The sequence below is a fragment of the Treponema sp. genome (assembly GCF_045641405.1).
In the GTDB taxonomy this organism is placed as follows: domain Bacteria; phylum Spirochaetota; class Spirochaetia; order Treponematales; family Treponemataceae; genus Treponema_D.
The window spans coordinates 60,346-83,127 of record NZ_JAZUGX010000063.1; the positions used below are offsets into that span (position 1 = coordinate 60,346).

General features: G+C 42.6%; 24 protein-coding genes. 6 read left to right on the top strand and 18 right to left on the bottom strand.

Going from position 1 to position 22,782, the window contains the following annotated elements; all coding sequences use genetic code 11:
* On the top strand, positions 1–1,131 hold the full coding sequence (ychF, locus tag ACKI39_RS09900; RefSeq protein ID WP_318712983.1) for a redox-regulated ATPase YchF: 1,131 nt from the start codon (positions 1–3) through the stop codon (positions 1,129–1,131).
* 88 nt (positions 1,132–1,219) lie between these two features.
* Here the strand turns inward: ychF and ACKI39_RS09905 are convergent, their stop codons facing one another.
* Complete coding sequence (locus tag ACKI39_RS09905; protein ID WP_407400071.1) at positions 1,220–2,566, bottom strand: RluA family pseudouridine synthase; 1,347 nt, start codon at positions 2,564–2,566, stop codon at positions 1,220–1,222.
* 37 nt (positions 2,567–2,603) lie between these two features.
* On the opposite strand from ACKI39_RS09905, the gene ACKI39_RS09910 reads away from it, so the two are divergent.
* A complete protein-coding gene (locus ACKI39_RS09910) occupies positions 2,604–3,338 on the top strand; it encodes a tRNA1(Val) (adenine(37)-N6)-methyltransferase (RefSeq protein ID WP_407400073.1) in 735 nt (244 codons plus the stop codon).
* Here ACKI39_RS09910 and ACKI39_RS09915 read toward each other — a convergent pair whose 3' ends face one another.
* The 6 genes from ACKI39_RS09915 to ACKI39_RS09940 form a co-directional block, all read right to left on the bottom strand.
* On the bottom strand, positions 3,339–4,418 hold the full coding sequence (locus ACKI39_RS09915) for a BMP family ABC transporter substrate-binding protein (RefSeq protein ID WP_407400075.1): 1,080 nt from the start codon (positions 4,416–4,418) through the stop codon (positions 3,339–3,341).
* Positions 4,419–4,429: 11 nt separating this feature from the next.
* A complete protein-coding gene (locus tag ACKI39_RS09920) occupies positions 4,430–6,328 on the bottom strand; it encodes a RelA/SpoT family protein (RefSeq protein ID WP_407400077.1) in 1,899 nt (632 codons plus the stop codon).
* A 73-nt stretch (positions 6,329–6,401) separates the two neighbouring features.
* Positions 6,402–7,292 (bottom strand): metallophosphoesterase family protein, encoded by an 891-nt coding sequence (locus ACKI39_RS09925; RefSeq protein WP_407400079.1) that lies wholly within the window; start codon positions 7,290–7,292, stop codon positions 6,402–6,404.
* Complete coding sequence (locus ACKI39_RS09930) at positions 7,289–7,978, bottom strand: hypothetical protein (protein ID WP_407400081.1); 690 nt, start codon at positions 7,976–7,978, stop codon at positions 7,289–7,291. Before ACKI39_RS09930 ends, ACKI39_RS09925 begins: the two co-directional genes overlap by 4 nt.
* 22 nt (positions 7,979–8,000) lie before the next feature.
* On the bottom strand, positions 8,001–9,473 hold the full coding sequence (locus ACKI39_RS09935; RefSeq protein WP_407400083.1) for a peptidase U32 family protein: 1,473 nt from the start codon (positions 9,471–9,473) through the stop codon (positions 8,001–8,003).
* A gap of 10 nt (positions 9,474–9,483) precedes the next feature.
* Positions 9,484–10,476, bottom strand: a complete 993-nt coding sequence (locus ACKI39_RS09940; protein WP_407400085.1) for an alpha/beta hydrolase fold domain-containing protein — start codon at positions 10,474–10,476, stop codon at positions 9,484–9,486.
* Between the two features lie 47 nt (positions 10,477–10,523).
* Here ACKI39_RS09940 and ACKI39_RS09945 point away from each other — a divergent pair, with 47 nt between their 5' ends.
* Positions 10,524–11,444 (top strand): homoserine O-succinyltransferase, encoded by a 921-nt coding sequence (locus ACKI39_RS09945; RefSeq protein ID WP_407400087.1) that lies wholly within the window; start codon positions 10,524–10,526, stop codon positions 11,442–11,444.
* Here the strand turns inward: ACKI39_RS09945 and ACKI39_RS09950 are convergent, their stop codons facing one another.
* The 6 genes from ACKI39_RS09950 to ilvD all read right to left on the bottom strand — a co-directional run bounded on the left by ACKI39_RS09950 (position 11,445) and on the right by ilvD (position 17,692).
* Complete coding sequence (locus ACKI39_RS09950; protein WP_407400089.1) at positions 11,445–12,410, bottom strand: SAM-dependent methyltransferase; 966 nt, start codon at positions 12,408–12,410, stop codon at positions 11,445–11,447.
* Positions 12,410–12,799, bottom strand: a complete 390-nt coding sequence (locus tag ACKI39_RS09955; RefSeq protein WP_407400091.1) for a PilZ domain-containing protein — start codon at positions 12,797–12,799, stop codon at positions 12,410–12,412. The genes ACKI39_RS09950 and ACKI39_RS09955 overlap by 1 nt, the downstream gene beginning before the upstream one ends.
* Positions 12,799–14,538: a biosynthetic-type acetolactate synthase large subunit gene (gene ilvB / locus ACKI39_RS09960; protein ID WP_407400093.1), complete on the bottom strand. Its 1,740-nt coding sequence runs from the start codon at positions 14,536–14,538 to the stop codon at positions 12,799–12,801. The genes ACKI39_RS09955 and ilvB overlap by 1 nt, the downstream gene beginning before the upstream one ends.
* Before the next feature lie 169 nt (positions 14,539–14,707).
* A complete protein-coding gene (locus tag ACKI39_RS09965; RefSeq protein ID WP_407400095.1) occupies positions 14,708–15,124 on the bottom strand; it encodes a hypothetical protein in 417 nt (138 codons plus the stop codon).
* A gap of 56 nt (positions 15,125–15,180) precedes the next feature.
* A complete protein-coding gene (locus tag ACKI39_RS09970) occupies positions 15,181–15,717 on the bottom strand; it encodes a manganese efflux pump MntP (protein WP_407400097.1) in 537 nt (178 codons plus the stop codon).
* A gap of 283 nt (positions 15,718–16,000) precedes the next feature.
* Positions 16,001–17,692 (bottom strand): dihydroxy-acid dehydratase, encoded by a 1,692-nt coding sequence (gene ilvD, locus ACKI39_RS09975; RefSeq protein WP_318690550.1) that lies wholly within the window; start codon positions 17,690–17,692, stop codon positions 16,001–16,003.
* A gap of 140 nt (positions 17,693–17,832) precedes the next feature.
* Between ilvD and cyaB the strand changes: the two genes are divergently transcribed.
* From cyaB to sppA, 3 genes are read left to right on the top strand one after another with little or no spacing between them, the layout of a single operon-like run.
* On the top strand, positions 17,833–18,393 hold the full coding sequence (cyaB, locus tag ACKI39_RS09980; RefSeq protein ID WP_407400099.1) for a class IV adenylate cyclase: 561 nt from the start codon (positions 17,833–17,835) through the stop codon (positions 18,391–18,393).
* A 13-nt stretch (positions 18,394–18,406) separates the two neighbouring features.
* On the top strand, positions 18,407–19,042 hold the full coding sequence (locus tag ACKI39_RS09985) for a DUF975 family protein (RefSeq protein WP_407400101.1): 636 nt from the start codon (positions 18,407–18,409) through the stop codon (positions 19,040–19,042).
* An 11-nt stretch (positions 19,043–19,053) separates the two neighbouring features.
* Positions 19,054–20,100 carry a signal peptide peptidase SppA gene (gene sppA, locus ACKI39_RS09990; protein WP_407400103.1) on the top strand — a complete coding sequence of 349 codons (1,047 nt, stop codon included), beginning with the start codon at positions 19,054–19,056 and terminating at the stop codon, positions 20,098–20,100.
* A gap of 75 nt (positions 20,101–20,175) precedes the next feature.
* Here sppA and ACKI39_RS09995 read toward each other — a convergent pair whose 3' ends face one another.
* The 5 genes from ACKI39_RS09995 to ACKI39_RS10015 all read right to left on the bottom strand — a co-directional run bounded on the left by ACKI39_RS09995 (position 20,176) and on the right by ACKI39_RS10015 (position 22,778).
* Positions 20,176–20,793, bottom strand: coding sequence for a response regulator (locus tag ACKI39_RS09995; RefSeq protein WP_407400105.1), 618 nt, complete (start codon positions 20,791–20,793; stop codon positions 20,176–20,178).
* A 96-nt stretch (positions 20,794–20,889) separates the two neighbouring features.
* Positions 20,890–21,507, bottom strand: a complete 618-nt coding sequence (locus ACKI39_RS10000) for a regulatory protein RecX (RefSeq protein WP_407400107.1) — start codon at positions 21,505–21,507, stop codon at positions 20,890–20,892.
* 24 nt (positions 21,508–21,531) lie between these two features.
* Positions 21,532–21,924: a 30S ribosomal protein S9 gene (rpsI, locus tag ACKI39_RS10005; RefSeq protein ID WP_318689632.1), complete on the bottom strand. Its 393-nt coding sequence runs from the start codon at positions 21,922–21,924 to the stop codon at positions 21,532–21,534.
* Between the two features lie 12 nt (positions 21,925–21,936).
* The gene (gene rplM / locus ACKI39_RS10010; protein ID WP_407400109.1) at positions 21,937–22,365 is read right to left on the bottom strand and encodes a 50S ribosomal protein L13; all 429 of its coding nucleotides are present in this window, start codon (positions 22,363–22,365) and stop codon (positions 21,937–21,939) included.
* Positions 22,366–22,547: 182 nt separating this feature from the next.
* A complete protein-coding gene (locus ACKI39_RS10015) occupies positions 22,548–22,778 on the bottom strand; it encodes a hypothetical protein (RefSeq protein WP_407400111.1) in 231 nt (76 codons plus the stop codon).
* Positions 22,779–22,782 lie beyond the last annotated feature (4 nt).

A 22,782-nucleotide genomic window follows, 5' to 3' on the forward strand; every position in this document is an offset into this window, starting at 1 on the left:
ATGAAACTTACATGCGGTATCGTTGGACTTCCAAATGTTGGAAAGTCAACAATTTTCAGCGCCCTTACAAAGGCACCTGCAGAAGCAGCAAACTATCCTTTCTGTACGATCGATCCAAACGTTGGCATCGTTGATCTTCCTGATGAACGCCTCGACTTCATGTGTTCTATTTTTGAACCCAAAAAGAAGATTCCTGCAACAGTTGACTTCGTTGACATCGCGGGACTCATCAAGGGTGCAAGCCAGGGTGAAGGACTTGGAAACAAGTTCCTTGCAAATATCCGTGAGACAGCGGTAATCGCACACGTTGTACGCTGCTTCGACAACCCTGATATTCAGCACGTTCGTGAAGACGCAAAGACAGATGCTCCAATCGATCCTGAAAGCGACATCCTTACAATCGACTTTGAGCTTGCACAGGCTGACCTTGATACAATCAACAAGCACGCGGAAAAAGTTACAAAGCAGATCCGCGCTCTTGGAAAGGATGAAGAAAAGCGACTTGCTCCATATTTCAGCGCCGTTGAAAAGATCAAACCTTTGCTTGAAGACGGAAAGTGCGCTCGCATGGCAGACCTTACAGACGAAGAAAAGGCTGCAGTATACGAACTTCATCTTTTGACAATCAAACCACAGGTTTATGTATGCAACATCGATGAAGATACCATTGACAGCGGTACAAACAACTATGTTGAGACAGTAAAGAAATTCGCCGCAGAACAGAAGTCTGAAGTTATCGTAATCTGCGGAAAGTTTGAGTCTGACCTTTCAGACATCACTGATGAAAATGACCGCAAGGAATTCATGGATTCAGTTGGCCTTAAGGAATCAGGACTTACAGTTCTTGCACGCACTGTTTACCACCTTATGGGACTCCGCACGTTCTTTACAGGCGGTGCCGACGAATGCCGCGCTTGGACAATCCACGCAGGAGACAAGGCTCCTCAGGCTGCAGGTGTAATCCACACAGACTTTGAAAAGGGATTCATCAAGGCTGAAGCTTACACAGTTGACGACCTTAGGGAATACAAGTCTGAAGCCGCAATCAAGGCTGCAGGCAAGTACCGTCAGGAAGGAAAGGAATACGTTGTTCAGGACGGCGATGTTCTTTTCTTCAAGTTTAATGTTTAATGGGCAAAAGCCTTGTTGAAGAGTAATTTTTACATCGAATAACTTTTGCCCCATGGTTGCTTTGGCAACCGTGAACACTGGCAAAGTGTCAAAAAGGCTCTTTACATTCAAAGGTCACCTTCTCCCCTGTTGTCGGGTGCGGGAAGGTGATTTTTTTTGCGTGCAGCATCAGTCGCTCACCTGGTTCACAATGTCCGTAGAGAGTATCACCGATTATGGGCATTCCAAAACCGTGGCTGTCGGCAGAAACCAGACGCAGCTGATGGGTTCTGCCCGTATGGGGAATGTATTGAATTCTTGTAACATCACGACGACAGCCGTCAGGTGCAATATATTTTTCAACACCTAGTATGTTCCATTCGGTAATTGCTTTCTTTCCGTTTACATCATCCCAGATCTGATGAGGTCGGTTGTCCACATCAAGGCGGAAGTAAAGTTCATTCTGTCCGTGCTGAGGAACACCCTTGAGTACAAGGACACCATCCAGAAGTGCAACATATTCCTTCTGAACATCACCCCTTTCAAAAGCCATGTTCATTGCCCTGTGAGCATCCTTTGTAAAGGCAAGGACCATTATTCCGCTCGTTTCCATATCAAGTCGATGTACCGCAGGCTGTTTTATTTCTACGTCATCTCCATAAATTCTTCTGAATCTAGTCTCGACAGAATCTTCTTTTTCAGGACCGCGACCAGGGACACTCAAAAGTCCGCTTTGTTTGTCCACGACTACAATGTCATCATCACGGTAAAGAATCCTAAGACCCAACATTTCAGGAAGGATCAGTCCGCATCGTTCATCGCAAGGACTGTAGACATGGCCTGATTTTTTTGTTTCGCTGTCTTTACCGTAGTAGACTTCGCACATGCTCAAAGGCATAAGACCGTTTTTATAGCAATGATCAAGCAATTTTGGAGCACAGCAATCACCAGTTCCTGTAGGAGGAAGTTTTCCTTTGTTTGTTACGGCACAAATTTCCTTAAGAGATTTTATTTTTCGATCAAAACAATGAAAGGTATAAAGATCGTGAACTTTAGAAAGGGATTCCGTAGTAAGCTTTTCACGCTGCTGTTTCAATTCGTTTCTTCGACAAATATCAGTCTCAGAATTTATTTCATCCGTCAATTTATGGATTTCGTCATCGTTTAAATAAAGAGCATCGTTAATGGCATCTATTGAAACAATGGGTGCGACGAATGTTCCACCTGTAAGATTTTTTTCATCAACAATTTTTCTTGCATTGCCCGACACAGTGTAAAGCAACACAACTTTTCCCAATGCATTTTTTGCAAGGCACGCACCTATCATTATTCCATTGTCTGCCCGTTCCTGACTGATCCGTCCTGTATATTCCAATGCAATTTTATTTTCATCGAGGAAGCTTATGATTTTCCTACAGGCCTCAAAAGCCAGATTTTCATCAAATGGTGCAAACATGTGTTGTATTGTAATGGAAAACTGATATAATCACCACATGACAAGCACAATCTCATTGGAAGATCTAAGTCACTGCGGCTGTCCGTATAAAATATATCAGGATAAAAACAAGTTCTGTTTCGGGATCGATGCCATACTCCTTGCCGACTACGCAAAGAATGGACGAGGGAAAAAGGCTTGTGATCTTTGCACTGGAAATGGAATCATTCCAATCCTTCTTGCCAATAAAATCAAGGCAGAAACGATCCACGGCCTTGAACTGCAGCACAGCATGGTGGAATTGGCAAAGGAAAGCATAAGCCTCAACAAACTTGAAAACAGGATCACCATCTTTGAAGGCAACCTTAAAGATGCATGTTCCATCCTTAAAAAAAACACATACGATCTTATTACAGTAAATCCCCCCTACATGAAGCCAAATGCACAGACAGAGAAAAACCCCAAATCCATAGCCCGTCAGGAGATCCAATGCAATCTTGAAGACGTGATCAAAGCATCAAGCGATCTTCTTAAATCCAACGGAAAGCTATACATGATCCACCGTCCAAACAGACTTGGTGAAATTTTTACACTGTTTGAAGAATACAATCTTGGTGCAAGGCGACTGCGACTTGTTCAGCCTACTGAAAAAAATAAGCCTACAATGCTATTGATAGAGGCAGAAAAATGCGCCAGACCTGAACTTACGGTGGAAACCATCCTTACCGTATATTCAAAGCCTGGCATATATACAGAAGAAATCAATAAAATCTATGGACGGAATATCAATTGATCAATAGTTGATGACTTTCGTTCCATCAACAAACCAGTCCATGTTCCATATTTCATCCAACGTCATGATGTCTCCATCACCAAGCTTAAGCTCTTGATTAATGTCATACATAGGACCGGAAAAAATATTTAAGGTACCTGAAATGATTTCCTGTCTGGCATTCTCAACTGCTTTTTTTGTTCCTGGATTGCAAAGCTTGGAAAGCGGGCTGATGTCAATAATTCCAGATTCAAGACCTTCCCAATAAAATCGTGACTCCCAGTTTCCTTCAAGATAACGCTGAACTTCATCAATGACAAATACTTCCCAGTTGAAGCAGGCGGAAGTAAGATAGGAGCCAGGAGCTACATCTGGTGTCGGGAAATTGTAACCAATTGAAAATGCACCTTTATTCTGAGCGGCAAGATGAACGCTGACAGAATCAAGATGTTGAGTGACAATATCACAGCCAAGCATCAGCAATTCCTCAGCCTTGTATCTGTCTTCCTCAGAATTGTCCCATGAATTTGACCAGCGCACATGAACGACGGCATCAGGATTTACCGACTTGACGCCAAGAGTAAAGGCATTGATTCCTCTTATGCATTCAGGAATAGGAAAAGCCGCTACATATCCTATTCTGTTTGCAGTAGTCTTTAATCCAGCAACTATACCAGTAAGATACCTTGCTTCATACATTCTTCCAAAATAGCAGGAAACATTATCTGCTGTTCTTGATCCAGAACAGTGTGCAAATTTTATCTGAGGATACTCTGCAGCAGCCCTATGAACATATTCCCCAAAGCCGAAGCTTGTGGCAAAAATCATATTACATCCCTGCTGGATAAGTTCAGTTATGGCGATTCTGCAGGTTTCATTCTCAGGAACATTTTCAATATACAAAGTCCTTATGCCATTCCTTTCCAGCGCACGACGACCTGCATCCTGAGCCTGTGTATACCCCATGTCGTTTATTTTACCAATGTAGATGAACCCAACCTTGAGGTTCTTTGCTCCAGAATACTTAGAGAAAGAATTCTTTCTTGAACATCCGCAAAACAAAACGGCAACTGCAAAAAACAAAAATAAACTTCTCTTCATGATGAAATCTCCTAACGCTGCTTTTTGTACTGATTCTTTTCTTTCTGCTTCTGTCGTGATTTCTCCTGTATCTGTTCCAGAAGTTTTTCTTCCCTTTCATTCTTCTTCTTTTCGGAAGTATCCCATTCAACAGAAACCTTTCTTCTTTCTATGTCAGGAATCCTAAGGAATGTAAGGCAGTCAGCCCTATGTACCGTAATTCCCCTTGAACGGGATATATAACCCACAATTGGATCACCAGGAACAGGGTCGCAACACTTTGCCACAGTAACTAGGTAATTTGTAAGGTTGTCCACCCTGATTTTTCCCGAATACTGAGTTTCCTTTTTCTTTTCCTTTGATTTCTTTCGTTTTTCTTCCGCAACCTTCTTTGAATATATGGTATTCGCAAGAATTTCCGCATCACGTTTTTCCTGAGCCTCCCTATCGATATAGGTGGGATCATTGGCAGAAAGCCAGGCATTGATCCTGGAACGGGCACGACTCGTCTTTACGGCATTGAGCTGAGCCTGAGTCGGATGAGCCTGAGGGTTGGTGAGGACTTCGATGATCTGAGTATTCTTCAGAGGCTGAGTCAACGGAATGATTTTTCCATCTGCTTTTGCTCCAACTATCTTTTCACCGATAGAAGAATGAATCATATAGGCAAAATCAATTGCATTGGCACCTTGTGGAAGTTCCTTTACGTCCCCCATCGGAGTGAATACATATATTGAATCTCCAAGAAGCTCGTTCTTAAGCTCCTTGAAAAAACTTTCATTGCTGAGATCTTCATCGCGCAGGGCACGCAGCTGATTGATGATGCTTAAATCCTCAGCCTTTACCATGTCCTTGTTGGTTCCCTTTTTATAGAGCCAATGAGAAGCAACACCATGCTCTGCAATATTGTGCATTTCCTGTGTTCTTATCTGAATCTCAAGTGGCTTACCTTCGCAGATTACAGTCGTATGCAAGGACTGATATCCATTTGCTTTAGGCATTGCAATGTAATCTTTAAAACGACCATCCATAGGCTTCCAAAGGCTATGGACAATTCCTATGAGGGTATAACATTCAGCGTTGGTATCGCATATAATTCTGAGGGCAAGAAGATCATAAAGCTCACCCGCATCCTTGTTTCTTTTCCTCATCTTCTGGTAGATGGAATAGAAATGCTTTGCGCGGCTTGAAATGTTCACGGTTACACCGACCCTTTCTGTCGCAGAGTAGATTTTCTTTACCGCATTGCTGAGATAGTCCGCACGTTCCTGTTTCTTCTGAGCCACGATAGATTTAATCTGCTGAAACACATCAGGATTTGAATATTTTAGAGAAAGATCCTCCATCTCACTTTTTATGTCTGCCATACCCAGACGGCTGGCAAGAGGACACCATATATCTATGACTTCCTTGGCAACTGCCTTTTGAGATTCAGGACTTACAAATTTAAGATTGCGCATTCGGTCCAGACGGTCAGCAAGCTTTACAAGGATAACACGAATATCATCGACCATGGCAAAAAGCATTTTCCTGATGCTGTCTGCCTGCTGAATCGTCTTACTTTTTATCTTTAGGCTGGTAATCTTTGCAGTACCATTGCAAATTACGGCGATATCCTTGCCAAAAAGCTTTTCAATCTCAGGAAGACAATCATTGTCCACATCCAGAATATTATGGAAAAGACCAGCAACTATTGTATCGGCACCAAGATGCTTTTCTGCAAGCACACGAGCAACACGAAGTGGATGAACATAATAAGGCTTGCCGCAGTTACGCTTAAGCAACTCGGTTTTTCCAATGAGGTAGTTCCATGCGCTGGAAATTTTCTTCTCGTCTTCTTCGCTGTAGACATCAGAAAAATCCTTGAGGAATGCATTGATGAGCACCTCAGGATCTGTTTCAGTCTGTTCAATTCCCTTCAATTCGCTCATATCTTAACATTAAGAATATAATGAAAATGTAAAAAAAGCAATTTTGACCAAACCAATGAAAGAACAGCACTAATCATTTAAGATCATAGCAATCATAATCACAGGTTCCATGTGCGACATCGACCTTTACGACAGCAACAGTCCCAGTCCTCTTGAATGCATTTAGTGTCTTTTCGAAAAAATAGTTTCCAAACTGGCATCTTTTTTCATAGTGCGCATGGCCAGAGAAAATACCTACGACATCATTTTTTGCAAAGAGATTTATAAGGGTATCACGTTCATTCACATTCTGCAGGATATAGTACCAGTGACCGTCGCCGTAGATAGGATAGTGGGAGAACACAAGCTTTCTGTTCCTGTCAGCCTTCATCTTTGCCTTGAGATCATTGATCTGAGGATTTCCTAAAGTTCCGTTTGCAGTATCGATGAAATACCAGCTCATTTTTTTACCAGAGGAAGAAGAAGTTGTAAAACGATATGCACCCTTATTAGGAAAAACTTTACTTTCCCACTTGCTCCATCCAGAATTATAAAGATCATGGTTTCCAGGAATAGTGTACATCTGAACATCCAGATCGGACTTCATTTTTATGCAGAAATCAGCATAGTCATCATATTCACTTGATGCACCAGAAGAAGTAACATCTCCAAGGCAGATTGAAAATTTCAACGGATAGCCTTCCGCAGCAAGAGAAGTTTTCTTTACGTCTGCCCACTGAAGAAGCTTTTCAGGAAGATTATCATCGCTTGTACCAAAATGAACATCAGTCACAACAAGCACACTGAAGCAATCTGAATCACCAGTATCAGGAGCAAGCCCATTAATATCGAAATCAGCAATGCTTTTGGTACGGGAATTGACAGCATCAGGTCTGTAGAAGAATTCACTCCATCCAAAGCTGCAGGAAAAAAGGAGCTGTAAAAAAATTACATAAATGATGACCAGATAGATTTTTTTCATCATAACCTGTACCCCATGGTAAATTTTGCACACCACCCGTCCACATAGGATGATATGGTCATCATGTCAATGCTGCGGATAGAATATGAGACTTTAAGGGAAATCCTGCTGTCAAAATCATTTCTCAAGGATAGAGCATAGATGATGTAGCCGAAATTCTGATAGAAAAAATCGTCTCGTGTCATAATGGCAAATTTAAGTTGCCCGTTTTCAAAGCAATTCCAGGCAAGGAATATGTCGAGCATGGTATCAAATTTCCATTTTCTTTCGATATCAAGACCTATATAATCCACTGTTTTATAACCAAAAAGAATGTCGCTTCCAACAGAAATTCTATCATTGGCTCGGATATCGGAATAAAGACCAGCAAAATAATTTCCACGACGGCTTATGTCTGAATATTTCTCGTTAGAGAAAATCCCTTCCAAGCCAAGCTTTACCCGTCCTTCTTTCTTGAAAATCCATTTTCCATGGGAATCAAAGGTTGTCTGTTCCGAGGCAAACTGTACCCCAACAAACAGATCGTAGTTTTCATCTTCCCTGGTATAGTAAAATGAAATTGCTGAATCATCAGAAATCACGGTTCTGGTTTCGGCAACCTGTAGTTCCGTCCAGACAATTTCCTTAACCTCTGTGAAAGCAAGGTATGGAATAAACAGAGCAAATAATTTTAAAACACTTTTTTTCATAGAAACCATCAGTTAATGAAAATCATCTTCCATTGTCCCTGAATTTTCCTTCTACATATTCAGGGTCTTTTGAACGGAGAAGAGTTCCGTCAGCAATGGAAAGGCCAGTATACATTACGCAAGGATGTCCGTTGCAGACCCAATTGTAGACCTGTCCATTTTCTGGATTTATAAAAAGGAAATCTTTGCCCCATTCAAGTTTTTTTCCACATACATCAGGCGATACCATTTCGATTTCCGTTTCCTTTGAAAGCATGTTGAGCGGTTCCACGGGATACATTTTCCAGCCTTCTTTTTTTTCTGCAAAAGGAAGGTGCATATCAGGTTTGTCCGCAACACGCTTTTCGTAAGCCTTGAGTTCAGGTTCGCACATGGCATCGATTTTTGACTGCCTTAATTTTCTACCGTCCTCAGCAACCCTAAGGATTTCTTCCGTTGCTCTTTCATCAAGGCAAGATCCTAATTCAGCAGAAAGCTCAAAAGGACTGTCGCTTGCACCGCTTACGGCAACATCTGCATCAGCCTTGTTGAAATAGAAACCTGTAGCAAAAGGCCTGTGGCTTACTTTATAGAGTTCATCAACAAAAGGCTTTGCTTCTGCTTCCGGTATCTTTCCATCAAGGGCATCAAGGGCTTTTCTGTAGGCTCGGGTAATCATTGCAACATAATAGACGCTCTTCATGCGGCCTTCGATTTTAAGGGAATCAACGCCAGCCTTTTTAAGTTCTGCAAGGTGGTCTATCATGCACAAATCTTTTGAAGAAAGAACTGCCGTAAAATTTTCCCCCTCATATACAGGAAAATATTCGTCAGGTCTCTTATGCTCACGAAGAACAAGATTTCCGCTCTCAGCAATTTTCTTTGCATTGATATCCTTATCAAGCTGAGCAAGAACATCATAGTCCCAGCGGCAGGTGTGGCTGCAAAAACCTTCCTGTGCACTTCGTCCGTTAAGGTATGCACTCATAAGGCAACGACCCGCATAGGCAATGCACATGGCACCGTGAACAAAGCATTCTATCTCCATGTCAGGAACAGCATCCTTTATTTCTGCAATTTCCTGAAGGCTGGCTTCACGCCCCATTACAACCCTCTTAAATCCAAGAGACTTATAGACCTTTACGGCTTCACGGTTCATACAGCTTGCCTGAGTTGAAAGATGAAGTTCTGCATTAGGAAATTCTTTCTGAAGGATAGGAACTATTCCAAGATCCTGAACAATAAAAGCATCGATTGGATATTCCTTGAAATAAGGAATGTTCTTTATAAGGCGGTCAATTTCATCATTGTGAAAAGCAATGTTAAGGGCACAATGAAGGCGACGACCGGGAAATTTGTCTTTAAGCTCGATTACCTTTTTATGTTCGTCTTCATAAAAATTGTCTGCTTTAACGCGAAGGGAAAAATTCTTAAGGCCGATATAGGCTGCATCGGCACCATAAGTATAGCAGTATTTTAATTTTTCTATGTTTCCAGCAGGAGACAAAAGTTCCATAGTCTATTTCCTATTCTCTTGTAATGTTGTTTTCTTTAATGAGCCGTTCTCTTTCTACGAGCTCCTTGTCGGTAAGATCCGCTCTTTTATTGACATATTTACCAGCCCTTTCAACGGCAAAGCTTGATTCAAGGAGTGTATCACCAGCCATCTGGAACATGTAGAACATTTCAGGTACCACATCAAGAGTACAGTCAATGCCATGGCAGGTCAGAAGGTCGTTCATCTGTTCAGCCTGAGAAAGAAGAATTTCATTTTCACCGCTTTGAATGAAGACTTCTGGAAAATTGACAAAATTGCTTTCAGAGGCCTTTAATGGAGAAACATGTATGCTGGAAAGATTGGATGCCGCAGTATACAGTTCCGCCGCATATCTTATGTCTCGAGGATTAAGGACCTTGTCCCTGGATTTCTTTTCTGCATAGATTGGATTATCAAATGAAAGATCAAGCCAAGGAGAAAAAAGCACCAGCTTTGAAATGGATTTTCGCTTTTCTTCATCCATCCTGAACAGAACAGAAAAAGCAAGAGATGCACCGCTACCGTCAGCTGCCAGGATGATTTCTGGAGCTGGTGCATTCTCATCGGAAATCTGAGCAGCATTGGCTTCCGCAATGATTCCACGCATGACGCATTCAATATCTTCGATCGATGAAGGATATTGATATGAAGGTGCAAGTCGAAATTCAGGTACGATTACACGAGAAGAGACTGCATGTGCAAAGCTTGAGCAGAAGCCACGCCAACTTTCACGGGATCCTCCGACAAAGGAACCTCCATGGATATAAACGACTATCCTGGAAGAAGCAAACACCTCAGGAGCAAGCAAATCGCACTTTACACCGAAATAGCTTTTTTCAGAACGTTCTACTCTATTAGGCAAAAAATCCGTCCTGAAATTCTTTTCAAGTTTTATCCTGAAATTCTCTACTTCTGCCCTTGAGGAGAGAACAAGCGTCTTTACTTTCTTTAATGCAGTTTTTCTATCCAACCTGATTTCCATAGGTTCAAATTGTAGCAAATTAACATTGATTTTGCTACAATGGTCTCATGCCAATTAAAATTGATTCAAACTTACCAGCACGCTCGACCTTGGAAAATGAAAACATCTTTGTCATGACCGAGGAACGCGCAGCATCCCAGGACATCCGTCCCCTTAAAATAGCAATCGTAAACCTCATGCCGACAAAGGAAGTTACGGAAACACAGCTTCTAAGGCTTCTTTCAAACACACCTTTGCAGATAGACATTTCTCTTGTTCATATGGAAAACCATATCTCAAAGAATACCGACCAAAGCCACCTCGACAAATTCTACATCACAAGCGATGAGCTTTTCAAGGCAAAATTCGACGGAATGATTGTTACAGGTGCGCCAGTCGAACAGATTCCATTTGAGGAAGTTGACTATTGGAACGACCTTTGCAGAATCATGGACTATGCAAAAAACAATGTATTCTGCACCCTCTACATCTGCTGGGGAGCCATGGCAGGACTCTACCACCTCCATGGAATCAACAAGCATGTGGTGGACACAAAATATTCAGGAATCTACTACTCAAAGCTTTTGAACCCAAAGGAACCTTTGATGCGTGGCTTTGACGACTGGTTTCCTGTTCCAACTTCAAGATACACACTCATCAAAACCGAAGATGTACTGGCCGACGACAAGCTTGAACTTCTTGCATTTTCAAAGGAGACAGGACTTACACTTGCAAAATCTAAGGACAACAGAAGCATCTTCATGACAGGGCATCTTGAATACGACCCAGAAACTCTTGCCAATGAATATAAGAGAGACATGGACAAAGGAATCAATCCCCACGTGCCAGAAAATTATTTTACGGATGATGATCCTGCAAAGCCTATAGTATCAAAATGGAGAAGCACAGCCCACCTGTTCTACAGCAACTGGCTCAACTATTATGTCTATCAGGCAACACCTTACAGGCTGGATTCAATCAAGAAATGATTATTTCTCTACATGTATGAAGGTCAATTCATGCTTGTTGTAGTTGAGATGCACGATCCTGCTGTCAGGAATTGATTCAAATTCCGCAATGAGAGGCCAATTGATCTCTCCCTGCATTTTGATCGTGCATATCATCTTCTTTGTCTTTCCGCTCGCAAGCCACATCTTTATCCATTCAAGGAGACGTTCTGGATAGCAGATGACATCGCTTATGACCCAGTCGAATTCACCAAGATCCTCTGGCTTTAAGGTAAAGGCATCATGGGCAAGAAAAGTAACAAGATCGTTTTTCATCAACGAAGGAGCAAGCTCAGCGCGGTCAACGGCAAAAACCTCAGCCCCCTGCTCTACTAGAACCCAGGTCCAGCCACCAGGGCATGCTCCTGCTTCAAAGCAACGGCTTCCTTTTCCTGGAATTTCAACATCAAAATAATGGGATGCAAGGCTTAAGCTTTCCTGAATCTTAAGATATGCACGGCTTGGAGGATTTTCATGGTCCTCGATGAATTCAATACGGCCAGCAGGAACTGTTGTATTCGTCAAAGCAGAAGCGATCATCCTATGATCATCTATCAAGGTATAAAGCCCTGTTGCGCCTGAAGGAATCTTTGCAGGAAAACTTTTTGGCTTAAGATTCACATACGGAAGTTTTTCCTGAATGAGGGCAGCACGACGAAAGCTTGTATAACTGTATGGAGCCCAGGAACGCTGTATTTTTTTCAATTCATTTGCTGCGTCGCCAATGGAATCAAAATGAACTATGAAAGGTTCGATCATAGCACACCTTGCCCAGTAAGGAATTCCCGTTTCAACTTCATAATCTGGGAAGTACACAAGATCACCGTAATGAACTGCACTGTCACATGAAAAACCAAATCGGTTCTTAAGCTCACTGAGAAGCAGTTCCTTCATATCGATGTATGGAAGAAACGCAACGCCTGGAATTTTTTCTATCGTGGAACTCATTAAATAAAATCCGTATCGTCTTCTATGATAAGACTTGTTATGTCGTCAGGATCATTCTTGTTCTTAAGGGATTCAATAAACCTTGCAAGCTCTGGAGAATCTGGAGAACGAAGAAAAGAAAACCCTATCTCAGTCTGGCATTCATCTTCATTCTCAAAGGTCCACTGGGGACAACAAAGAAGCTGAAGCTTATCAGGGAAGTCAGCCCTGGATAATTGAATGAAGATTGTATATTCATTTTCCTTATCCACATTTGCGGGAAAAGGAAAATGAACCTTACATCCGGATAAACTGATGTCATCCAGTACCCCAGGAAGAGCACTTATTTGCTCACATTCAACGCGACCTATTTCAGAATAACGCTCCTCTCCCCGGAGTTCCTTTCTCATCAGCTCATCACCTCTTCACTGAGGGACATGATCATATCGTAAATCGGCTTTCCACCTGGAACCATTGGAAGGATCATTTCATCGATATCAACTTCTACATCTATGATTGCAGGAGCCTTTGCCTTGAAAGCCTTCTCAAAAACCTTCTCAAAATCCTTTGCATTATTTGCCTTGTATCCCTTGATTCCATAGGCATCAGCAAGCTTGCACCAGTCCGGACCAAAATCCAAAGTTGTCTGGCTGAATCTCTTTCCGTAGAAAAGACGCTGCCACATACGGACATTGCCAAGGGCATGGTTGTTGAAGATGACGATTACAATAGGAAGGTTGTAGTGCGAAATAGTTGCAAGTTCGTTGCAGTTCATGCGGAACGAGCCGTCACCTGCAATGTGAACTACACGCTTCTTAGGATTACCGATCTGAGCACCCATAGCAGCACCAGTACCATAACCCATTGTTCCAAGACCACCTGATGTAAGGAATGTTCTTGGTTTTGTAAATGGATAGAACTGGGCAGTCCACATCTGGTGCTGACCAACTTCTGTAGTGATGAATGTATTTTCACCTGCAACCTTGTTGATGATTTCACAGATGTGCTTTGGATTTACAGAGTTCTTCGGATTCTTATCATAGATTGAAGGATACTCTTTCTTCCATGCGGCAATCTGGCTTACCCATTCCTTGCGCTTGTTTTCCTTTACAAGAGGAATAAGCTTTGAAAGGATGTATTTGATATCGCCCACAACAGATTTGAAAGCCGGAATATTCTTGTTGATTTCAGCTGGGTCAATGTCTATCTGAAGAACCTTTGCGTTAAGACCAAACTTTGATGGATCACCGATAACACGGTCGCTGAATCTTGCACCGAGAGCGATGATGAGGTCACCTTCTGTGATTGCCATATTGCTTGCCTTTGTTCCGTGCATGCCTACCATCCAAGTACAGAGAGGATGTGTTGCAGGGAATGATGCACGAGCCATAAGGCTTTCGCTTACAGGGATAGAATTCTTTTCTGCAAGCTCAAGAAGCTCCTTTTCTGCACCAGACATACCGATACCGCCACCCGCATAGATGATTGGCTTCTTGCAGCTGTTGATGAGTTCTGCAGCTTCCTTGATTTCTGCATCAGAAGGCTTATTTGCGATGAGGGTGCGTCCAAGGTTCTTATCCAAGGCAGCAATCATCTTCTTGTCATTTTCAGACTTCTTAAGCGGTGTAAATTCGTACTGTGCATTGAGGGCTGTCGCATCCTTAAGAATATCGATAAGAACAGGACCTGGACGACCGCTTTTTGCAATGAGGAATGCCTGGCGGATAGTTGGAGCAAGATCTTCTGCCCTACGCACAAGGAAGTTGTGCTTTGTGATAGGAATTGTGACACCCTTGATGTCGATTTCCTGGAAAGAATCTTTTCCTAGGATATTGGAAGGAACATTACATGTGATTGCCACAATAGGAATCGAATCCATATATGCTGTTGCGATGCCTGTAACGAGGTTGGTAGCTCCTGGACCAGAGGTAGCCATGCAGACTCCAACCTTTCCTGTTGAACGAGCATAACCGTCAGCCGCATGTGCTGCAGCCTGTTCGTGAGCTGTAAGAATATGTGTTATTCTGCTTGAGTTCTTGTAAAGCTCATCATATACATTGAGGATACATCCTCCAGGATAACCGAAAACTGTATCAACCCCCTGTTCAATAAGACATTCAATTACAATCTGTGAACCGTTCAACTTCATACGAATTTTACCTCTATTAAAATTTCTTCAGTATTATTTCAGTCTGAGAATTATACACGGCAGACAAACTTTATTCAATTGAGGTCAATATGGACTGCCATGGATTGTCCTAAAAACAAAAAACCCTCTCCGTAAAAGGAAAGGGCATTGACAAGTCATTCAGCAACTATTACTGCTGACGAAGAATTGTTGTCTTCCACTTCTTGTTCTTGTCTGTAGAAGGAACATCATGGCGCTCTACCTCGAGTTCAAGGTCAGAACTTGAAGCGATAGGCTTTGTAACCTTGTACGATCTGCTTGTTGCATCACAGTCAAAAGAAATTTCGAGACCTCTTGTGCTTACCGACATGTTCCAGTTCTTGATTTTACCAGAAAAAGAAACAATCTTTGAATCGCCCTTGTAGAGGCTGATATTATCGCTTTCAAATTCCCAGTATGCATCCCATTTTGCATCATACCACTTTCCGAGATTGAATTCTTCTGGGAACTTGATTGTCTTGGATGCATCTGTAAGATCCACTTCCTGTGCAAACGCTGCTGCTGCAAATGCAAATGCTGCTACTACTGCCATCAAAATCTTCTTCATTGATTTACTCCTATATATGTAAAATCTCCAATGTATTGTAAATATAATCCAAAAAATCAGAAAAACAAGCCTTTTACAAAAATTTCTATGCCGATTCCGATTAAAATAATACCACCAAAGATTTCCGCCCTGTCGGTGAATTTTCCACCCGCCTTTTTACCTATGATTATTCCAGAAAAAGAAATGACATAAGTAACCAGGGCAATGATAAGACAGCAAACAAGGGAAAGGCAAAGTCCATATTCGGCAATGGTGAATCCTACAGAAAGAGCATCGATGCTTGTTGCTATTCCCTGGAGCACAAGAGTTCCAAAGCCAAGGACACTTGCAGAACCACCACAATCGTCCTCTTTGCCCCGTACATTCTCAAAAATCATCTTTCCGCCTATATACAGGAGAAGAACCAGAGCAATCCATGGGATGAACCTTTGAAAAGCACTGAAATACCCCACGATCGTATGGACACAAATCCATCCAACCATAGGCATGGCAAACTGAAAGAAAGCATAGGTCCCAGCAACGCCGTTCATCTTTAAGCGGGACATTTTAGGTTCATTGAGTCCGTTGGCAATGGACACCGAAAAAGCGTCCATTGCAAGACCTATACCTAAAAGAACACTGTTAAAAAAAAATAGTAAATTCATAAGATTAAAAGAAAAAAATCAGCTTCCGCTGGGAACCCCAGCTACGCTGATTTTTTCATGGTATATACAGCATTTTATTGCTTACGTAAAAAACGTCTAAACTCGCGAACTACCTACTGGAGTATAGCTCCCTTATCTGGTCGCAGGCTAACGCCTGCTTACCGAGTTTCGCTTTGGTCGCAAGAGGCTCCCATTTTTGCTTACGCAAAAAACAGCAAAACTCGCGAACCACCTACTGGAGTATAGCTCCCTTATCTGCACTACTAACTAGCTTTGCATAGCGGGCGAGGTAGCCAGTCTTAACCTTTGGTTCTGGGCATACCCACTTTGCCTTTCTTGCTGCAAGTTCTTCGTCGGATACATCAAGGTGAATCTTGTAGTTGTTGATGTCGAGGGTAATCTTGTCGCCTTCTTCTACGAGAGCGATTGGACCGCCAACTGCTGCTTCAGGCGAACAGTGTCCAAGAGAAGCACCGCGAGTAGCACCAGAGAAGCGGCCGTCTGTAATGAGGGCAACTTCCTTATCAAGTCCCTGACCTGCAAGAGCTGCTGTAACTGCAAGCATTTCGCGCATACCAGGACCACCCTTTGGACCTTCATAACGGATTACAACAACGTCACCAGCCTTGATCTGTGCCTTCTGTACGGCATCCATTGCTTCAGACTCATCGTTGAATACACGTGCAGGACCTGTGTGGAGCATGAGTTCCTTTGCACAGGCTGAACGCTTAACAACTGTTCCGTTTGGAGCAAGGTTACCAAAGAGGATTGCGATACCGCCGTTGTCGCTGAAAGGATTTTCAATTGGGCGGAGGATTTCAGGATTGCGGTTTTTAACGCCTGCAATGTTTTCTGCGATTGTCTTTCCTGTTGCAGTGATGAGGCTTGTATTGATGAGGTTCTTCTTTGCAAGTTCAGCAAGGACAGCCTGGACTCCGCCTGCATCGTCAAGTTCGCACATGAATGTGTGGCCTGCAGGAGCCAGGTGACAGAGGTTTGGTGTTCTGTTTGAAATTTCATTTACTTCGTGAAGGTCAATTTCAATACCTGCTTCGTGAGCGATAGCTGGAAGGTGAAGCATTGTGTTTGAAGAACATCCAAGAGCCATATCAGCTGCAAGACCGTTGCGGAAGTTTTCTGCAGTCATCATCTGGCGTGCAGTGATTCCCTTTTTGTAAAGGTTCATTACTGCCATACCTGCATGTTTTGCAAGTGCGATTCTTTCACCTGTTACGGCAGGAATTGTTCCGTTTCCAGGAAGACCAAGCCCAAGAACTTCTGTAAGGCAGTTCATTGAGTTTGCAGTGAACATTCCAGAACATGCACCGCAACCAGGACAAGCACGGTGTTCCATTTCTTTAAGCTGTGCTTCTGTTACCTTGCCGACTGCAAGACCACCAACAGCTTCGAACATGTCTGTAAGTGAAAGATTCTTTCCGCTGTATGGATTTGATGGGTCATTGCCAGCAAGATGACCTGGCATCATTGGACCACCTGATACAAATACTGTAGGAAGATCAAGGCGGGCAGCTGCCATGAGCATACCTGGAACAATCTTGTCACAGTTAGGAATCATTACGAGTGCATCAAACTGATGTGCCTTGGCAACACATTCCACAGAGTCAGCAATAAGTTCGCGTGTAACGAGGGAATATTTCATTCCTTCGTGTCCCATAGCGATACCGTCACAAACACCGATGGCTGGGAATTCAATTGGTGTACCGCCTGCCATGCGAACACCTGCCTTTACGGCTTCTGCAATGCGGTCAAGTTCAATGTGACCTGGAATAAGTTCATTTTTAGCGCAGATGATACCAACCATTGGCTGGTCAAGTTCTTCATCAGTATATCCTGATGCGTAATAAAGTGAACGATGTGGTGCGCGTGCTACACCCTTGCATGCGTTGTCTGATTTCTTTGCCATAATATTGCCTCGATAAAAAAAAATGAAGTGAGATTTAAGTTTGTTAAGTATAATTTCAATCGACAAAATTTGCAATTAAATAGTCATTAAAACCAGGACTACTTGTTCTCCCAACGCCTAAAAAATGCTACTATTGAACCATGAATGAAATTGAAATCAAGGCCCGCGTTGCTGACAAAAAAGCAGTTGAAGACCAGCTCAATTCCTTTGCAGAATTCAAAAGAGCCGTTACCAGAGATGACACTTACTACATAGGTCCTTCTGGAAAAGGCAAGAAAATCAGGATCAGGAAAGAAACCGAGGACGGAAAGATCACCTGGATTTTGACATATAAAAAAAAGGAAAACAAAATAAGTGCCGATGGAACAGCAACGGAAGTAAACGAAGAACTTGAAACAACAATGGAAGATTCCACTCCACTCGTCCGTTACCTTGAAGATTCAGGCTATACAGTGGCCCTTACAAAGCACAAGGATGTCTATGACTGGTCCTATGAGGAAGCCACGCTTGAGCTTTGCAACATACCGCCATTGGGATGGTTCCTTGAAATAGAGATACTTACAGAATCAAATGATGATGCAACGGTTCAGTCCGCACAAAAGAAACTAAAGGATATGCTCTTAAAAAGCGGACTTTCGGACAAAGACATAGAAGAAAAATATTATTCCCAGTTGCTTAAGGAATACAACAAAAATAACTAAAGGGAGAAACAACATGTTCGACTCACACTCATTCAAAACCGCAGCGCTGTCACAGTTGAAGGGAAGATGGACCATACCATGCATCGCAACCCTCATACTGTGCTGTGTACTGGGGATCATCGGCAAAAGCAGTTTCATGACCAACGGAAAACTTGGAGAAATCCTCACGATTTTCATCTACGGGTCTTCAGCCATTGCCTTCACAAACATCTTCATACTCCTGTTTCTTTCAAGAGATGCTGTGACTTTTTCTGACTTCATCAACGGATTTTCAGATTTCCTCCGCGGATTTTTAGGAATGCTTTGGGTGACACTATGGCTTCTCCTCTGGTCCATGCTATTCATCATTCCTGCCTTCGTAAAGGCATTTGCCTATTCCCAGATATTCTTCATTCTATCAGACAACCCAAAGATCGGTGTCATCAATGCAATGAACATCAGCAAGGTAATGACAAAAAACCACAAGGCAGACCTGTTCATGCTTGCCCTGTCTTTTTGTGGATGGTGGATACTTGGACTTATTTCCTGCGGAATTCTTTTTGTATGGATCATCCCCTACATGAACATGACCTTTACAAATGCTTATTATTATCTTAAACAGGAATCAATCAGAACAGGCGTTCTTACACCTGCAGATTTTGAAAAGTAGGAGACATAGAAATGAAACTCAAGAAGATCAATAAAGGTAAAGCAGTTTTTGCAGCAATCATCATCATAGCCCTTTACTCGGGACTTTCGTCACTTGCAAACAACAGCAGCAGCTCAGTTTCGGATGCAAAGCCTAAGGCTGAATTCAAATCGCCAGAAAAAATCCAGGACAATTTCGTAAAGAAATTCAACAGAAACAGCAGACCAAAAACACCCAAAGGAAACTACATTGCCCGAATAGAAATAAAAGGCGTTATCACTGGAGCTGGAGATACCTACAACCAAAAGTGGATCATGGACACCATCAAGGAACTTAAGGATGACAAGAACAACAAGGGAATAATACTGAGCGTAACTTCTCCAGGTGGCGGCGTATACGAAGCAGATGAAACATACCTTGCCCTTATGGATTACAAGAAGACGACAAACCGTCCTGTCTATGCATATTTCAAGAATCTTGCCGCAAGCGGAGGATACTACATAGCCTGCTCTTCCGACTACATAATGGCAAACAGAAATTCCCTCATAGGCTCAATCGGTGTAATCTGTGGACAGTTTGTAGACCTTTCAGAGCTCATGGGAAAATATGGAATCAAGATGAAGACCATTCATTCAGGACGCAACAAGATTATGGGCTCCGTAAGTGAACCTTTGACAAAGGAACAGGAAATGATTATGCAGTCCATCTGCGACGAAGGCTATGATCAGTTTGTTGGAATCGTAAGCGACGGACGTGGAATGACAAGGGAAGAAGTCGTAAAGCTTGCAGACGGAAGAATATACACGGCAAAACAGTGCATGGAAAACAAGCTCATCGACAGCATCGGTTCCATGGAAGACCTTGAAGATGCGATGAAGCGCAAGGAATTTGATTTTGCCGACTACGAAATCATCGACTACAGCTACACGAAACCAGAAAATCTTTACAACATGTTCATGGGAGCCGCCAAGCAGTTCAGCAAGACATCCATTGGAAGTTCATTGCTTCCTAAAGCAATCGAGGACAAGCTTGAAAACAAGATTGCTTTTCCAGCCTACTATTGCGATACATTCAATTGATTCGGGCCTAAGGGGTACATGGAGATGCCCCAAAAGTATGTTTTGCGGTGGTTGAGCCAACCGAAACCATCAAAATCACTGAACGGACATCAGATCCTTAACTGCTGTGACCAGTTCTGGAATGAACACTGGCTTTTTGAAATAATATTTCACTCCCAGGTCACGGCAAGTTTTTTCCATTTCTTCATCTTCCATACCAGTCACAATGATGATCTCTGGTTTTCCAAAAGCATCGCTTGATTTTATGGTCTGGCAAATTTTGATTCCGTCAATACCTGGAAGACTCAAGTCAAGGATAAGACAGTCTGGCATTTTTTTGACAGCCATGGATCCTGCCTCAAATCCGTCAAAAGCCTGGAAAATTTCTGCATCAGGAAGGTTTTTCTGAAGTAGAGAGACACTTACATTATTAAAGCTTTCATCATCGTCCACAAAGAGAATCTTTATCTTTCTATTTTCTTCAGGATCGTTGCTGCACTGTGCCAAAACATCCGCAGGAATCCTCATGTCGCGAAGCTTCATGAATTCAACAAGATCATCAGGATATACACGGAACTGTCCACCAGGTGTCTTGAATGCCTTTAGATGACCGTTTTTTATCCAGTTGATGGAAGTCTGATTGACGACACCACAGATGCGTGCTACCTCCAGCGCAGAATAAACTACGGATTTTTCCTCACTTTTTTTGCTCATGAACACTAATTTAATACTTTTTTTTGATTTTTTCTACATTTACTAGAAAATAAACGATTAAAAGCCCATTTTCATGAAGATTCGTGACATTTATTGCTATCTGCATGAATCCTCAGATTCCTTCATCACCGCATCAATTTCCTTTATGGTGAATCCTTTTTGAACCAAGGAAGCCTTTATCTTGTCTGGATCGCTTTTCATGATCCTTGATTTTCTGTATGCCCTGCGACATATTTCCATTTCATCGTGATCTGAAAAGAATTCATCAAGGGCTTTCTTAGCGGCATTTCTTTCAACACCACGCCCCGCAAGCTCCGCCGCAAGTCGAATTCTTCCTTCCGCATGGTCTATGGATCTGGTTCTAATCCATGCGCCAGCAAAGCGTTCATCATCAAGATAATGTACGCTTTCAAGGTAATCCAAGGCAGGTCCTATGGCTTTTCTTTCAATCTGTTTTTTTATCAGTTTTTGGGTAAGGGCTGTCCTGCAATGTTCCGCACGGGCAAGATAGGTCATGGCGGCATATTCCGCACTGTAAATCAACGCAGCATTAAGAATATCCGCAGTCTCCTCATCATTGAACTGCGCTCCAGCACAAATCCTATCGGCGTCAACAAGAGACAAATATTCTTTGCGCAAAAAAAATGCAGACCCTGCATCTGGAGTAATTTCGTATACCCCTTGCAAAGTCTGCACCATCTCTCGAATAAGCATTCGAAACTGTATATAAGTATAAGTTTAGCGCTTTGAGAACTGGAATCTGCGGCGAGCACCACGCTGACCGTACTTCTTGCGTTCTACCATACGAGAATCGCGAGTAAGGTATCCGTTAGCCTTGAGTGCTGCATGTGCATTAGGATCAACCTGTGTAAGTGCACGTGCAATTCCGTGGAGACAAGCAGCTGCCTGTCCGTTAGTTCCACCACCAAATACATTGATGAGGATATCAAATTTATTTGCGTTTGATGTTACGAGAAGTGGCTGGCTGAGAAGGCGAACCTGTGATTCAAGGCAGAAATATTCCTTTACATCCTTTCCGTTAACAACAATCTTTCCTGAGCCATCGCGCAAGAATACGCGGGCAACAGCTGTCTTTCTTCTTCCTGTTCCAATTGCAAGATTCTTTACCATGATAGACTCCTATTACACTTCAAGTGGCTGTGGGTTCTGTGCTGCATGTGGATGTTCAGCACCTGCGTAAATCTTCAAGTTGCCGATGATCTGGCGGCCAAGACGATTGTGTGGAAGCATTCCCCAGATTGTTCTCTTGAGAGGATCTGTTGGGTGCTTTGCAAGAAGTTCATTGAAAGTGAATGTGCGGAGACCACGAACGAAACCTGTGTGGTGGCGATAGAGCATTCCGTCTGGCTTGTTACCAGTTACCTGAATCTTGTCTGCGTTGATGATGATAACGAAATCACCACAGATTGAGTTAGGTGTGTAAGATGGCTTGTTCTTTCCACGAAGAACAGAAGCTGCTACTGCTGCTACACGACCAAGTGTCTTTCCTGCTGCATCGATGACATACCAGTCATTCTTTACTTCAGCATTCTTTGCAAAAATAGTTTTCATTTAATTTACCTTCAAATAAAAGTTTCGTCCTCCGCTTTGCATCGAGCTTCGAACATTTGGCAATGAGCGGTTGCCATTATTTTACGGGGTACGAAAATATACCACAAAATCACATTTTGCGTCAATTGAATTCATTTGAATTCAATTGAATTTAAGAAAAATCAAAAATGCCCAAAGGTATTCTATTTGTTCTCTTCAGCCTGTTTTGCAGCAAGCTCTTCTTTTTTTGCTTCCTTTTTGTCCTTAATGTCTGCAAAGCCAATAAAGATTGAAACAAGTCCGCAGAAGGCTGCGAAAGAAGGTGCAAATCCCTTGAGGAAGTTGATTACGTCTCCACTCCAGCCAAGTCCGCATGGAAGGCAAGCAAAAGCACAGAAACCCATAAGAACAACACCGACGATAAGTGATACCATAGAA